Origin of the sequence: Amycolatopsis sp. lyj-108 (assembly GCF_046549005.1) — a bacterium.
In the GTDB taxonomy this organism is placed as follows: domain Bacteria; phylum Actinomycetota; class Actinomycetes; order Mycobacteriales; family Pseudonocardiaceae; genus Amycolatopsis.
In genome coordinates this window covers 132,688-145,042 of sequence record NZ_JAJPWQ010000001.1, presented here as the reverse complement: position 1 = coordinate 145,042, position 12,355 = coordinate 132,688, and the positions used below count along the sequence as shown (strand labels likewise).

Annotated in this window: 12 protein-coding genes; 6 read left to right on the top strand and 6 right to left on the bottom strand. The window is 68.8% G+C overall.

Annotation, left to right across the window (positions count from 1 at the left end):
• Positions 1–50: 50 nt before the first annotated feature.
• Positions 51–2,012, bottom strand: a complete 1,962-nt coding sequence (locus ACLJO0_RS00715) for a tetratricopeptide repeat protein (RefSeq protein WP_410576125.1) — start codon at positions 2,010–2,012, stop codon at positions 51–53.
• Between the two features lie 296 nt (positions 2,013–2,308).
• On the opposite strand from ACLJO0_RS00715, the gene ACLJO0_RS00710 reads away from it, so the two are divergent.
• Positions 2,309–3,019 carry a class I SAM-dependent methyltransferase gene (locus ACLJO0_RS00710; protein ID WP_410576124.1) on the top strand — a complete coding sequence of 237 codons (711 nt, stop codon included), beginning with the start codon at positions 2,309–2,311 and terminating at the stop codon, positions 3,017–3,019.
• A 6-nt stretch (positions 3,020–3,025) separates the two neighbouring features.
• Here the strand turns inward: ACLJO0_RS00710 and ACLJO0_RS00705 are convergent, their stop codons facing one another.
• From ACLJO0_RS00705 to ACLJO0_RS00690, 4 genes are all read right to left on the bottom strand, one after another.
• Positions 3,026–4,057 carry a copper resistance D family protein gene (locus ACLJO0_RS00705; protein WP_410576123.1) on the bottom strand — a complete coding sequence of 344 codons (1,032 nt, stop codon included), beginning with the start codon at positions 4,055–4,057 and terminating at the stop codon, positions 3,026–3,028.
• The gene (locus ACLJO0_RS00700) at positions 4,054–4,617 is read right to left on the bottom strand and encodes a copper resistance protein CopC (protein ID WP_125781702.1); all 564 of its coding nucleotides are present in this window, start codon (positions 4,615–4,617) and stop codon (positions 4,054–4,056) included. The genes ACLJO0_RS00705 and ACLJO0_RS00700 overlap by 4 nt, the downstream gene beginning before the upstream one ends.
• Positions 4,618–5,391: a YcnI family protein gene (locus tag ACLJO0_RS00695; RefSeq protein ID WP_410576122.1), complete on the bottom strand. Its 774-nt coding sequence runs from the start codon at positions 5,389–5,391 to the stop codon at positions 4,618–4,620.
• Between the two features lie 71 nt (positions 5,392–5,462).
• The gene (locus tag ACLJO0_RS00690) at positions 5,463–5,951 is read right to left on the bottom strand and encodes a hypothetical protein (RefSeq protein WP_410576932.1); all 489 of its coding nucleotides are present in this window, start codon (positions 5,949–5,951) and stop codon (positions 5,463–5,465) included.
• 302 nt (positions 5,952–6,253) lie between these two features.
• Here ACLJO0_RS00690 and ACLJO0_RS00685 point away from each other — a divergent pair, with 302 nt between their 5' ends.
• Genes ACLJO0_RS00685 through ACLJO0_RS00670 form a run of 4 tightly spaced genes read left to right on the top strand, consistent with a single transcriptional unit; the run spans position 6,254 to position 9,806 of the window.
• The gene (locus ACLJO0_RS00685; protein ID WP_037308875.1) at positions 6,254–6,901 is read left to right on the top strand and encodes an ABC transporter permease; all 648 of its coding nucleotides are present in this window, start codon (positions 6,254–6,256) and stop codon (positions 6,899–6,901) included.
• Complete coding sequence (locus tag ACLJO0_RS00680; RefSeq protein WP_370310633.1) at positions 6,888–8,072, top strand: ABC transporter ATP-binding protein; 1,185 nt, start codon at positions 6,888–6,890, stop codon at positions 8,070–8,072. Before ACLJO0_RS00685 ends, ACLJO0_RS00680 begins: the two co-directional genes overlap by 14 nt.
• On the top strand, positions 8,069–8,845 hold the full coding sequence (locus tag ACLJO0_RS00675; RefSeq protein WP_125790616.1) for an ABC transporter permease: 777 nt from the start codon (positions 8,069–8,071) through the stop codon (positions 8,843–8,845). The genes ACLJO0_RS00680 and ACLJO0_RS00675 overlap by 4 nt, the downstream gene beginning before the upstream one ends.
• Before the next feature lies 1 nt (position 8,846).
• A complete protein-coding gene (locus tag ACLJO0_RS00670; RefSeq protein WP_410576121.1) occupies positions 8,847–9,806 on the top strand; it encodes a glycine betaine ABC transporter substrate-binding protein in 960 nt (319 codons plus the stop codon).
• A gap of 286 nt (positions 9,807–10,092) precedes the next feature.
• Here the strand turns inward: ACLJO0_RS00670 and ACLJO0_RS00665 are convergent, their stop codons facing one another.
• Positions 10,093–10,557 (bottom strand): DUF6474 family protein, encoded by a 465-nt coding sequence (locus ACLJO0_RS00665; protein ID WP_125781711.1) that lies wholly within the window; start codon positions 10,555–10,557, stop codon positions 10,093–10,095.
• 54 nt (positions 10,558–10,611) lie between these two features.
• On the opposite strand from ACLJO0_RS00665, the gene ACLJO0_RS00660 reads away from it, so the two are divergent.
• Positions 10,612–12,294, top strand: coding sequence for a TM0106 family RecB-like putative nuclease (locus ACLJO0_RS00660; protein ID WP_410576931.1), 1,683 nt, complete (start codon positions 10,612–10,614; stop codon positions 12,292–12,294).
• The last annotated feature ends 61 nt before the right edge of the window (positions 12,295–12,355 follow it).

Sequence of the window (12,355 nt, the reverse complement as noted above, 5' to 3'; positions counted from 1 at the left end):
CGGCGCGGGGCGTTCACCTGCTCGCTGGGCACCGATCGGGGCCTTCGGGGTCACAGTTGTTCCAAACGCGTACGCAGAGCGTCCGCCTCCGGACGGCCGAGGCCGACGAAAATCGGCAACGCCTGGTCGTAGAGGCCTCGTGCTCGGTCCCGATCGCCGTCCGCCTCGGCGATCTCGCCGAACGCGGCCAGCGTCCTGGCCACCTCGAACCTCGATCCCCGCGCCTCCATGGTGGCGCGGGCGGGTTCGAGTTCGGCCCGTGCGGCCGCGAGATCCCCGGTGACCGTGAGGGCGCGGGCGAGTTCGATCCGGGCGCGGGCCACGTTGTAGTCGTCGCCGTCGAGGATGTCGCGAGCGCGGGTGAGGTCGGCGATCGCGGCTTCGGGCCGTCCGGCGCGGACGCGGGTCGCGCCGAGGTTGATCAGCGCCAGCCCGATGTCGTGCGGACGGTCCTGCCGCTCACCGAGCAGGAGGTCCTCGGTGAACCACTCGATCGCGTCGTCGAGCCTGCCCTGCTGCAACGCGACCAGGCCGAGTCCTTCCACCGAACGGATCTCGACGACACTGTCGTCCGCGTTCCGGGCGGCTTCGCGTCCGGCCAGATAGTTCCGGACGGCTTCGTCGTAGCGTCCGGTGGCACGGCAGGCGGCGCCGGCGCGGTTCCGCATCAACGCCTCCGCGGAGGCGTTGCCCCACGCCTTCGCGCACCGGGCGCCGATCTCGCTCACTCGCAGGTAGTCCGGATAGTGCTTGCGGAACAGGAACAGCGGCCACATCGCGGCGGCCAGCTGCCAGCCGAGTTCCGGTAGCTCCCAGTCATGCGCCGTCTCGACCGCGGCGATGAGGTTCTCGCGCTCCAGCTCCAGCCAGTCGAGTGCCTCTTGGTCACTGTCGAACGACGCCCGCGCCGACGGCCGGTACTCGTACCGGTACGGGATCGGCTCCTGATCGGGCGTGGTCAGGCCCGCCGTCGCGGAGGCGGTGAAGAGGTACCACTCCAGCATGCGGCGAACGGCGATGTCGCGGTCGTACTCGTTGCCCGCCGTCTTCTCCTTGGCGTGCAGCCGCGCGAGATCGTGGAAGGTGTACCGGTCGTCGCCGCGGTCGATCAGCAGCCCGACGTCGACGAGCTGGTCCAGCAGGTCGTCGGCCACCTCCTCGCGCACGGCGATCGACGCGGCCGCCACGCCGACGCCGAAGTCGGGGCCGGGATGCAGCCCGAGCGCCGCATACAGCGCGGCCGCGTCCGAGGGGAGTTCGTCATAGGAGAGGTTGAAGCTGGCTTCCACCGATTGCGCCTCTTTCGTCGAGAGCGTGGCCAGTCGACGATATTCCTTCCCCAGTTCGGAGGCGATCTTCTCCAGCGACATTTTCGGTCGTCCCGCGAGCTTGGCGCTGACCGTGGTGAGCGCGATCGGCAGCCCGCCGCACAGCTCGGCGATGGTCCGGGCCTGTGCGGCTTCGGCGCCGACCCGCTCCTCGCCGACCGCGCGGCCCAGCAGTTCGGCGCTGTGCGCGGAACCGAAGGGCGCCAGCTCGACCAGCTTCGCGCGATGTTCGGTCTGGAGCCTGCCCAAGCGGCGTCTGGAGGTCACGATCACGAGGCTTTCCCCGCCGGTGGGCAGCAGGGGCAGCACCTGCTCGGTCGACGCGGCGTTGTCGAGCAGCACGAGCAGTGGCCGATCGGCGGTCGTCGTGCGATAGAGGGCGGTGAGCTCCTCGACGTCCCCGGGCAGCCCTTCCGGCGGGACACCCAAGGCACGGAGGAACCGGCCGAGTGCTTCGCTCGCGGAGAGCGGGCCGTTGGTGCTGAACCCGCCGAGATCCGCCCACAGGTGCCCGTCCGGGAACCGGTCACCGAGGTGACGGCCCCACGCGGTGGCCAGCGCCGTCTTCCCGATCCCGCCCTGACCGCTGATCAGGTGCACCGCCGGTCCGGTGGTGTCGTTCTCGGTCAGCAGTCGTTCGAGCAGTGCGAGCTCGGCCGTGCGGTTGGTGAAATGGGCGGGCACGGGCGGAAGCTGCCGTGGCCCCGAACTCACCTGTCTGGTGAGCCGGACCGCCGATCGCTGGCGCGGTACCTGTGGCGTGCTGACTTCACTTTCACCCGGCAACGGGCCGCCCATCTACCTTCCCCTCTTCGGGTCTATCCCAGCGATCGCGTAGAGCATTCCGGTGAACGTCCGGAGAGGACAGTGAAACCGGCCAAATGCGGCCGGATGGAGCAAGCGCGGGAGCTGGGCCGGGCGTCAGTACATTGGGGCCGTTATGGGGTTCAAGACTTCTATCGGGTGAAAGAGGGATCTTCATGGAGACAACAGGCAAGACCCGCTGGCAAGAAGGACTGTCGAACGAGCTGGACCACTGGCGGATCTGGCTCTCGGGTGGGCCCGAAGCCTTCGCCGGCGGAGGGTTCAACGACTACGAGTGGCGGACCAGCCCGGACTCCGACCTGCGCAACCAGCCGCATCTGACCCGGAACCTCGAGCCGTTCGCGCCCGAGAGATCGACGGTCCGCATCCTCGACGTCGGCGCGGGCCCGCTGACCTGCGTCGGCAAGCAATGGCCCGGTCGCACGGTGGAGATCACCCCGGTCGACCCGCTCGCCGACCGGTACAACGCCCTCCTCGCCGAGCTGGACCTGACCCCCTTGGTGGCCACCCAGGACGCCGAGGTGGAGAAGCTGTCCGAGGTGTTCCCGGTGGACCACTTCGACCTGGTGTACTGCCAGAACGCGCTGGACCACGTGTACGACCCGGTGCTCGGCACCCGTCAGATGCTCGAGGTCGTCAAGCCGGGCCACGCCGTCGTGCTGATGCTCAACGTGAACGAGGGCGAACGCGAGAACTACTACGGCTTGCACCAGTGGAACTTCTGCCGTGAAGGCGACGCACTCGTCGTCTGGAACCACGACGGCCGGGTGAACCTCAACGAAGAGCTGTCCGGGATCGCCGAAGTCCGCTTCGAGCCTGAGTCCACCGAGACGCTGATGATCGTTTCGCTGGACAAGAAGGCCTGATCCGGCTCAGGTCGTCGGGACGACCGGGGCTCGCGTGAGGACGACGGCGAAGCCGAACGCGAGCCCCATCACCGTCAGTTCCAGCGTCGCCCACGCGGCCAGCGCCGTGCGGTTGTGCCGCACGATCTGCGGCATCAGCTTCCAGCGTGTGTAGGCGCCGAGGCCCGCGATCACGCCGGTGCACAACAGTTTCAGCAGCACCAGTTGCCCATACGGCGTGGTGAAGACGCCTTCCCAGAAGCCGAGCGACGGGTTGAGCGAGATCTCGATCAACCCGTTGAACAGTCCCGTCGCCGCGCCGAGGATCAGGCACAGCGTCGCCAGTTTGGAGAACCGCGGCAGCGCGTGCGCCAGCAGCGTCCGGTTCCCGATGAGCAGCACCGTCATCGCGCCGAGCCCGCCGGTCCAGGCGACGGCGCTCATCACGTGCAGTTCCATCGAGATCATCGTGTAGTCGTGGTAGTTCCAGTTCGACGCGTGCCCGGTGACCGGCAGCGGCAGCAGCGCGAACAGGCCGAGCCCGACGCGGACCTCCGCGGGCACCTTCTCGCCGTGTTTCAGCGCGAGGACGCCGAGTCCCGCGTGCAGCAGGGCCAGCACCGCGACGATCAGCAGCGCCTTCCCGGCGCCGACGTCGGCGATGTAGCTCCCGACGTCCGACATCGACAGGGTGCTGGAACCCGGCCGGTATTCGGCGGTCTGCAGGATCAGCGCGACGAGCGCGGTGGTCGCCCAGACCAGCGCGGCCGCGACGCTCGCGGGCCGCGCGATCCGCATGATCGGCTCGGAGAGCTTCGGCCGGTCGTAGCCGACCAGTACCGAAAGCAGCGCCAGCCCGATCGTGGCGACGGCCGAGATGTCCAGCAGCACCCGCACGATCGGGATGGAGACCGAGACCACCTCGCTGACCTGCGCGACCCCGGGCACCGGGGCCGTCGCCGTCAGCGCGACGCCGATCAGGGCGCCGACGATGCCCGCCGTCACCAGGCAGAACAGGACGGCGACGCGAGTACGCGAGGTGGTCTCGGCCTGTGTCATGAGCCGCTCTTCTCCTTGTCACCCGCGCCGGTGCGCAGTGCGACGGTCAGTCCGACGGCGAGCAGCACGACGGCGCCCGCGATCCACACCCAGATCGGCACCCCGGACGAATTCTCGCCACCCGTCGCGGGGGTCGTCTCGGCCTGGCCGGCGTTGCTGCGCGCGGCGTCGGCGCTCGCCGGGGTCCCGGTGCCCGCGGCGGTGAGGGTGAACGGCACCTCACCGGTCACGGCGTGCCCGTCCGCGGACAGGATCCGGTAGCCGATCTTGTACTCGCCCGCCGGGCCGAGCGGCCGCAGCGGCACGGTCACGACGCTGTCGCGGACCTCGACCTGGCCTTCGGCCCACTGGCCGCCGCCCGGTCCGATGACCGCGATCTGGTTGACGTTCGCGTTCTGGACGTACTGGTCGAACGTGAGCGTGACCTTCGCGGGCCCGGCGGCGAGCGAAGCGCCCTTCGCCGGGTCCGAGGAGATCAGGACGTTGTGCGCCAGCGCCGGGGTGGCGGTGGCGAGCCACGCCACCCCGGTGATCGCCAGCGCGACGATCGCTTTACGCATTTACTCGGTTCCCTCGGTGTTGCTCTTGCTCGAAACGGCGGTGGCGCGGCGGGCGCGCAGGGTGGCACCGGCGCCGACGCCGAGGCCGAGCGCGCCGACGACCAGTCCGGCGCCGCCGAGCCAGCGGGCGGTGTTGTCGGAAGACGAGGACGCGGCGTGGGATTCCTCGGAGGCTTTCGCGTCGGAGCCGTGGCCACCACCGTGCCCGTCACCGCTCTTCTCGGCGAGCTTCACGGTCGGCGCGGGGTGCTCCGGCTCCTCACCGGAGGCCGGGGTTGGCTGGTTCCACTCGACGACCTTGCCGTTCTCGTACGTCTGCGTGGCCGGGAACTCCAGCGCGTCGACGGTGGCCGGGAACTGGCCCGCGCTGATCTGGAACTCCTGGAACTCGGTCGAACCGGCGGCGATCTTGGTGCCGGGCTCGGCGGTCCACGAGACCAAGGTGGCGGCCTCGGTGATCTGCGTACCGGACGCGCTGGTCACCGGGCTGGGCAGCTTGGACTTGACGACCTCGGCCTTCCAGCCGGGGATCGGCTTGGTACGCACGGAGCTGAGCGCGTACTCGGGTTTGAGGGTGATCTCGACCTTGACGGTGCCGGCGTCCTTCTCCTCGTTGGGGACGCGGAAGAAGATCGACCCGTAGCCGCCCTTTTCGGGCTGGGGGCCGTAGACGTTGGCGGTGACGTGGGCCGAGGCGACCCCTGCCGAGAGCAGACCGGCGGCACCGATGGCGGCGGCCAGGAAACCGGCTCGCTTGAAGACGTGCTTGGACACGAAGTACTCCTGAACGTGATTCGAGACGGCGGGTTCGGGGACCTCGCCGATTACGGGGGACGATCTGGGATTCAGGAGAACAGCGGCGGGCCGCGCCTGCCGTGGACCCGGCGGAGGTCCACGCCGACGAGATGACCGGGGCCCGCCGGACGGGCGAGCACCGGGGACGCCACCGCGGCGGGCACCGGGAGCGCGTTGAGGATGAACGGGACCAGCGCGCGCAGGCAGGCGAGGACGCCGAGCAGCAGTCCGTCGGCCTTGGCCAGCAGCACCGCGGTGACCAGCGTGGCGACGACGTGCGCGACGGTCATCGCGAGCCCACTCGAAAGGGGGGCGGGTTCGCCGTGCGGTTCGTGGGTGCTCAGCGAGCTGAGCACGAGGTGCATCACGACCTGACCGGCGCCGAGATCGACGATGGTGGCCAGCGGCCCGCGGGCCTTCGCGGCGAGCGCGGCGGCGTTCCAGCCGATCAGCACGGTGAGCAACAACGTCATCGCCGTATCGGGTAGATCGCCGTCCCCGATCATGTGAGCGGTCACGGCCAGCGCCGCGGAGCTCACACCGAGCAAACCACCACGCACGGCGCGTAACGCGCTTCGGTGATGGCTGCCCTTACTCACGGGTGAAGAGTATTCGACGTACTGCCGTGTGGTCGATCTCCTCCCGGCTGTTGAGCAGTGGGAAAGACACCGCCGGGTCGGCGCGTGCGTTTGCCCATTTAGGCCGAATGGGGAAGATTTACGGGATAAATGGCGGTAAACAGGGGTTTGACCGCGCGGGTTTTGGGTAGTCAGGCTCCCGATACAGCTACTCCGAATGGGTGAGGAGTCTCACCCAGAGGCGGCGGGAGAACCAGCACGCGATGAATCTCTTCGAGTACATCTCGGATCGGTGGGACAGACTCGCCCTCCAAGGGCTCCTCCATGTCAGCGCGGTCGTGCAGTGCACGATCATCGCCGCCGTGCTCGGCGTGGTGATCGGCGTCGCCGTCTACCGCAGCCCGATCGGGTCGGCCGTGGCCACGGCGCTGGCGAGCACGATCCTCACCGTCCCCTCGTTCGCACTACTGGGGCTGCTCATCCCCGTGTTCGGCCTCGGTGTGAACACCACCGTCATCGCGCTCGTGCTCTACGCGCTGCTGCCGATCGTGCGGAACACGATCGTCGGGCTCGGCGGCGTCGATCCAGCGGTCAGCGACGCGGCACGCGGTATCGGCATGAGCCGGTTCGGCGTGCTGACCAGGGTGGAACTGCGGCTCGCCTGGCCTGCCATCCTCACCGGGATGCGGGTCGCGACGCAGATGCTCATGGGTATCGCGGTCATCGCGGCCTACGCGAAGGGCCCCGGCCTCGGCTCGGAGGTCTTCTCCGGCCTCACCAACGCGGGGAGCACGAACTCCCTCAACCAGGCACTGACCGGGACGCTCGGTGTGGTCGTCCTCGCACTGGTCCTCGACGCCGTTTACGTCCTGATCAACCGTTTGACCGTCTCTAGGGGTGTCCGTGGCTGAGTCTCCTGAAACCGTATCCGGCGTCGAAATCCAGCTGGAGAACGTCTCGAAGCGCTACCCCGGCACCCGTGAGCCCGCGGTCGACGACTTCTCGATGGTGGTGCCCGCGGGCAAGATCGTGGTCTTCGTCGGCCCGTCCGGCTGCGGCAAGACCACGACCATGCGGATGATCAACCGGCTGATCGAGCCGACGTCGGGCCGCATCACCATCGGCGGCGACGACGCGCTGAAGCTCGACGTCGACACCCTGCGCCGTCGCATCGGCTACGCGATCCAGCAGGCCGGGCTCTTCCCGCACTTCACCGTCGCGCAGAACATCGCGGTGGTGCCAGGGCTGCTCGGCTGGGACAAGAAGAAGGTCAACGACCGGGTCGAGGAGATGATGGACCTGGTCGGGCTGGACCCGGCCGATTTCCGCGACCGGTTCCCGCGTCAGCTGTCCGGTGGGCAGCAGCAGCGCGTCGGCGTCGCGCGGGCGCTCGCGGCCGACCCGCCGGTGCTGCTGATGGACGAACCGTTCGGCGCGGTCGACCCGATCACCCGCGGCAACCTGCAGGACGAACTGCTGCGGCTCCAGACCGAACTGAAGAAGACGATCGTCTTCGTCACCCACGACTTCGACGAGGCCGTGAAGCTCGGCGACAAGATCGCGGTGCTCGGCGACCAGTCGAAGATCCTCCAGTACGACACCCCGGACGCGATCCTCGCGAACCCGGCCGACGACACGGTCGCCGGTTTCGTCGGCGCCGGTGCCTCGCTGAAGCAGCTGACGCTGCTGCGGGTCCGCGACGTCGAGCTGAAGCAGGACGCGCTGACGGCGACGGTGAGCGAATCGCCGTCGGACGTCCGCGAGAAGCTGACCAAGCAGCGCAAGCATTTCGTGCTGGTGCTCGACCAGCGCCGCCGTCCCATGCGGTGGGTGCACGTCCGCGAGCTGACCGCGGCGACGTCGCTGGCCACCGCGGGCAAACCGCTGCGCGACTACGTCAGCCTCCAGTCGACGCTGCAGGACGCGCTCGAAGCCATGCTCGCCGAGGGCGGCAGCGTCCCGGTGACCGGCGCCCGCGGCGAGTACGCCGGGACGATCGAGCTCGACACCGTCATCTCGACGATCCAGCAGTTGCGCGAGGAGCACTCCGACGACAGCCCGGCGGAAGGTGTGACCGCATGACGGCCGTCGATACCGGGTTCTCCACCGAGTCCTCGTCGAGAAGCGCCGAACGGGTCCGGCTCTTCGCCCAGCCCGCCGTGGTGCTGCTGATCGTCGCCGGGGTGCTGATCTGGGTGTTCACCAGCGACCTCACCGCGACCGAGAAGGCGACGCTCAACGCCGCCGGGCTGCTGACCGCGCTGCGCGACCACCTGGCGATGACCATCGTGGTCACCGCGATCGTGGTCGCCGTGGCGGTGCCGCTCGGCGTGCTCGTGACGCGGCCCTGGGCGAAATGGGCGGCGCCGATCTTCCTGGCCGTCGCGAACATCGGCCAGGCCGCGCCCGCGCTCGGTGTGCTGGTGCTGTGGTTCATCGTCACCGGCGCGACCGGTGGCCTGTGGGTCGCGGCGCTGCCGCTGGCGTTCTACTCGCTGCTTCCGGTGCTGCGGAACACGATGGTCGGCCTGCAACAGATCGACCCCGCCCTGATCGACGCCGGCCGTGGCATCGGCATGTCGGCCACCGGCGTGCTGTGGCGGGTCGAGTTCCCGCTGGCCGTCCCGCTGGTACTGGCCGGTCTGCGGACCTCGCTGGTGCTGGCCGTCGGCACGGCGACCTTCGGCATGTTCGTGAACGCCGGCGGTTTCGGCCTGCTCATCGACACCGGCTACAAGCTCAACCTGACGAAGGTGCTGATCACCGGCTCGGTGCTCGCCGTCGCGCTGGCGCTGCTGGTCGACTGGCTCGGCGCGGTGGCGGAACAGCTCCTCGGACCGAAGGGACTGCGCTGACATGCGGCTCAAGGCGATCCTCGGCGCGGTCCTGTTGTGCGGCACGCTTTCCGCGTGCGGACTCGAGGTCAACACCGCGCTGCCGTACAAGATCGAACCCGGTTCGATCAAACCCATCGAGTCGCTCAAAGGCGTCGAGGTGACGGTGGGGTCCAAGGACTTCACCGAGAACATCATCCTGGGCTACATGGCCGAGATGGCGCTTTCCGCGGCGGGCGCGGACGTCATCGACCTGACCGACATCAAGGGCTCGAACTCGTCGCGGCAGGCGTTGCTCACCGGCCAGACCGACGTCGCGTGGGAGTACACCGGCACCGGCTGGATCAACTACCAGGGCAACGAACTCCCCGTCCCCGGCGGGGAACAGGCCCAGTACGAAGCCACGAAGGCGGCCGACGAAGCGAAGTTCGGCATCTCCTGGCTGAACTATTCGCCGCTGAACGACCAGTACGGCTTCGCGGTCACCGAGGCCTACGGGGCGGCGAACAACCTGAAGACGACGTCGGACCTGGCGGCGTTCCTCAAGCAGAAGCCCGACCAGAACGTCTTCTGCCTGGAGACCGAATTCACCAGCCGCCAGGACGGTTTCCCCGCCGCCGTGCGCGCGTACGGCTTCCAGAACCCGGTGATCAAGAACTTCGGCATCGGCACGATCTACTCGGCCGTCGCGAGCGGCACCTGCCCGATCGGCGAGATCTTCACCACCGACGGCCGGATCGCCGGACTGAACCTGCGCGTCCTCGAAGACGACAAGAAGGCGTTCCCGCAGTACAACGCCGTGGCGACGTTGAGGACCGAGTTCCTCAACAAGCACCCGGAAATCCGCGGACCGCTGGAAGCCGTCAGCGCGGCCATCGACAACGAGCAGATGATCGAACTGTGCAAACAGGTCGACGTCGACGGCCGTGACCAGGGCGAAGTCGCCTACGAATGGATGAAGAAGAAGGGCTTTATTTCTTAGTCGAGCGCTGACGCAAACGTGCCGAAGGGGCGCCCGTTCCGTCTCCACCTCACGGTGGGAGCGGAGGGCGCCCCTTCATCACGTTTCCGTGGGCCTTCGGCCCAAAGAGGGCGCTCGACGGTGAAGTCTCCGTCGGGCGCGGGGCGCCCTTGGGGAGACCTTTGGGCTGGGTTCGGCCGCCGTCACTGCCCGCTTCGGGCCCTCGCCGCGTGCCATGAAAGGTCCTTTCCTTGCAAAATTTGCGAGGAAAGGACCTTTCCTAGCGTTCGAGAGCTGCGAAGGGCGGCTAGATCCCCAGCCGGTGCAGCAGCTTTCCCTCCAGCTGGTCCAGCTCCCCGGCCACGGCCCGGTGCGCCGCCTTCCGCCGCGCGGCGGGCATCCGCTCCGAAGCGCGAACGGTCGCCGAGAGTTGCTCCAACGTCCCCTGAGTGTCCTTCGCGAAGGCCGCGTCGGCGTCTGTCGCCTTCGCGGACCTCTTCAGCTCCGCGAGGCCCTGCGTCAGCCCCGCGATCCGCGCGTGCAGCGCGGCACCGCGCCCGCTGTACTCGCCGAGCTGGTCGATGGCGACGCCGAGCTTCTTCGCTTGATAACGGTCGTACAGCTCCCGTGCGGCACCCGCCGCTCGAACGGCGTACGGCGCGATCACCGGCAGTACGGCCGGACCGAGCACTTTGGCCACCGCGACGGCGTTTTTCGCCTTCTTCGGGGTGAACCTGCCTTCGCCCTCGATGGCTTTGGCCTTGCGCGCCATGGCACCTCCCACGCTGTGTCACTGACGAACTTACTGGTCCCCGAAGTGGCGGGCATGTCGGCTTGCCGGTCGCCTTCTAGAGTGTTGTCCGTGAGTAACGAGGTGCTACTGGACGCGGGAGCGGTGAGCCGCTGCCGGCGTCGCGTGCACCTCGAACACGATCCGGCGATGCGCGAGGTCCCGCTCGCCCCGCCCGACCCGGCCGCGCAGCAGCGGATCGCCGACGCGTCGGCGCATCGCGAGGCGATCGTGCGGCAGCTCATGGACGCGACGGGACCCGGCGCGACCTGGGTGAAGATCCCTCGCGACCTCCCGGCCGCCGAGCGCGTTCAGCTCACTGAAGAGGCCTTCGCCGCCGAAGCGAGCTACATCTGGGGCGCGCTGCTCCCGGTCGATCGCGCCGGTCACCGGCGTGGTGGCTCCGAGCTCCTCGTGCACACCGGCGCCGGCTACGTGCCGGTGCTGGTCGTGCGCCACCGCATCACCGATCGCGGCTCGGGCGCGCCGACCACGGTGATGACCGACCTCGACCCGGCGAACCGGTTGCCCGACCCGGCGCGAAAGGTCCGCTCGCAGCCGCGGGACCAGATGCGGCTCGCGCACCTCTATCGGATGCTCGAAGCGATCGGGAAGCACGAAGGACACCGTGCCATCGGCGGCGTCATCGGGCTCGACGCGGACGTCGTCGTCTGGCACGACCTGGCCGCGGGCACCTGGCCGGGCGGCCGGAGCGCGCTGACGGAGTATCAGAGCCGCTTCGCCGACAGGCTCGCCATCGCGAGCGCGGCCGCCGAAGGCGAAGAACCGCTCGCCGAACCGTCCCGCGTCCTCGAATGCCGGCGCTGCCCCTGGTGGCCGACCTGTGAGGTCGTGCTCACCGAAACCCGCGACGTCAGCCTCGTCGTCCGCGGCGAGGACGCGATGGAACTCCGCCGCGCCGGGGTGTCCACAGTGGACAAACTGGCCGCGCTCGATCCGGCCGACGAACCCCCGCCGATGAACTGGACCGGCGGCACCTTCGCCGACGCGATCATCCTCGCGCGCGCCTGGCTCGCCGACCTCACGATGGTGCGCAAGGTCGACCGCATCGAGGTCTCGCGCGGCGACGTCGAGGTCGACGTCGACATGGAGAGCTTCGGCGATTCCGGTGCGTACCTGTGGGGTTCGCTGCTGACCGGCGCCGACATCGGGATGGAGCAGGGCTACCGGGCGTTCGCGACGTGGGAGCCGCTGCCGACCGCGGACGAGGCCCGTTCGTTCGCGGAGTTCTGGGCCTGGTTCACCGAAGTCCGCGAGCGCACGCTCGCCGCGGGGCTGACGTTCCGCGCCTACTGCTACAACGCACTCGCCGAGAACCGCTGGCTCTTCGGATCCGCCGACCGGTTCGGCGAGTACCCCGGCGTGCCCAAGAAGGCCGAGATAGCGTCCTTTGTGGACTCCGAGGAGTGGATCGACCTCTTCCGCAGCGTCACCGACCAGTTCCTTTGCTCGCAGGGCAAGGGGCTCAAGGTGATCGCGCCGGTCGCCGGATTCGCCTGGCGCGATCCGGAAGCGGGCGGCGAGGCGTCGATGAGGTGGTACCGCGACGCCGTCGGCATGGACGGCGGAATCCCGGACGCCGTCCAGCGGGAGCGTCTGCTGCGCTACAACGAGGACGACGTCCTGGCGACGCACGCGCTGCGGAACTGGATGACCGACCACGCGCAGACGTCCGTGCCGTACATGAACGACCTCTGATCTCCCGGTCGTGAGCGACTTGCGATCAAGCGCGCTTCTGCGGATACTCGTGAACGAGTAC

What these genes read in the sequence shown, in the direction of transcription:
- ACLJO0_RS00705 (WP_410576123.1), bottom strand. Translation starts at nt 4,057, where the DNA reads ATGACACAGGCCGAGACCACCTCGCGTACTCGCGTCGCCGTCCTGTTC.
- ACLJO0_RS00660 (WP_410576931.1), top strand. Translation starts at nt 10,612, where the DNA reads ATGTCGGCTTGCCGGTCGCCTTCTAGAGTGTTGTCCGTGAGTAACGAG.
- ACLJO0_RS00685 (WP_037308875.1), top strand. Translation starts at nt 6,254, where the DNA reads ATGAATCTCTTCGAGTACATCTCGGATCGGTGGGACAGACTCGCCCTC.
- ACLJO0_RS00710 (WP_410576124.1), top strand. Translation starts at nt 2,309, where the DNA reads ATGGAGACAACAGGCAAGACCCGCTGGCAAGAAGGACTGTCGAACGAG.
- ACLJO0_RS00700 (WP_125781702.1), bottom strand. Translation starts at nt 4,617, where the DNA reads ATGCGTAAAGCGATCGTCGCGCTGGCGATCACCGGGGTGGCGTGGCTC.
- ACLJO0_RS00675 (WP_125790616.1), top strand. Translation starts at nt 8,069, where the DNA reads ATGACGGCCGTCGATACCGGGTTCTCCACCGAGTCCTCGTCGAGAAGC.
- ACLJO0_RS00665 (WP_125781711.1), bottom strand. Translation starts at nt 10,557, where the DNA reads ATGGCGCGCAAGGCCAAAGCCATCGAGGGCGAAGGCAGGTTCACCCCG.
- ACLJO0_RS00670 (WP_410576121.1), top strand. Translation starts at nt 8,847, where the DNA reads ATGCGGCTCAAGGCGATCCTCGGCGCGGTCCTGTTGTGCGGCACGCTT.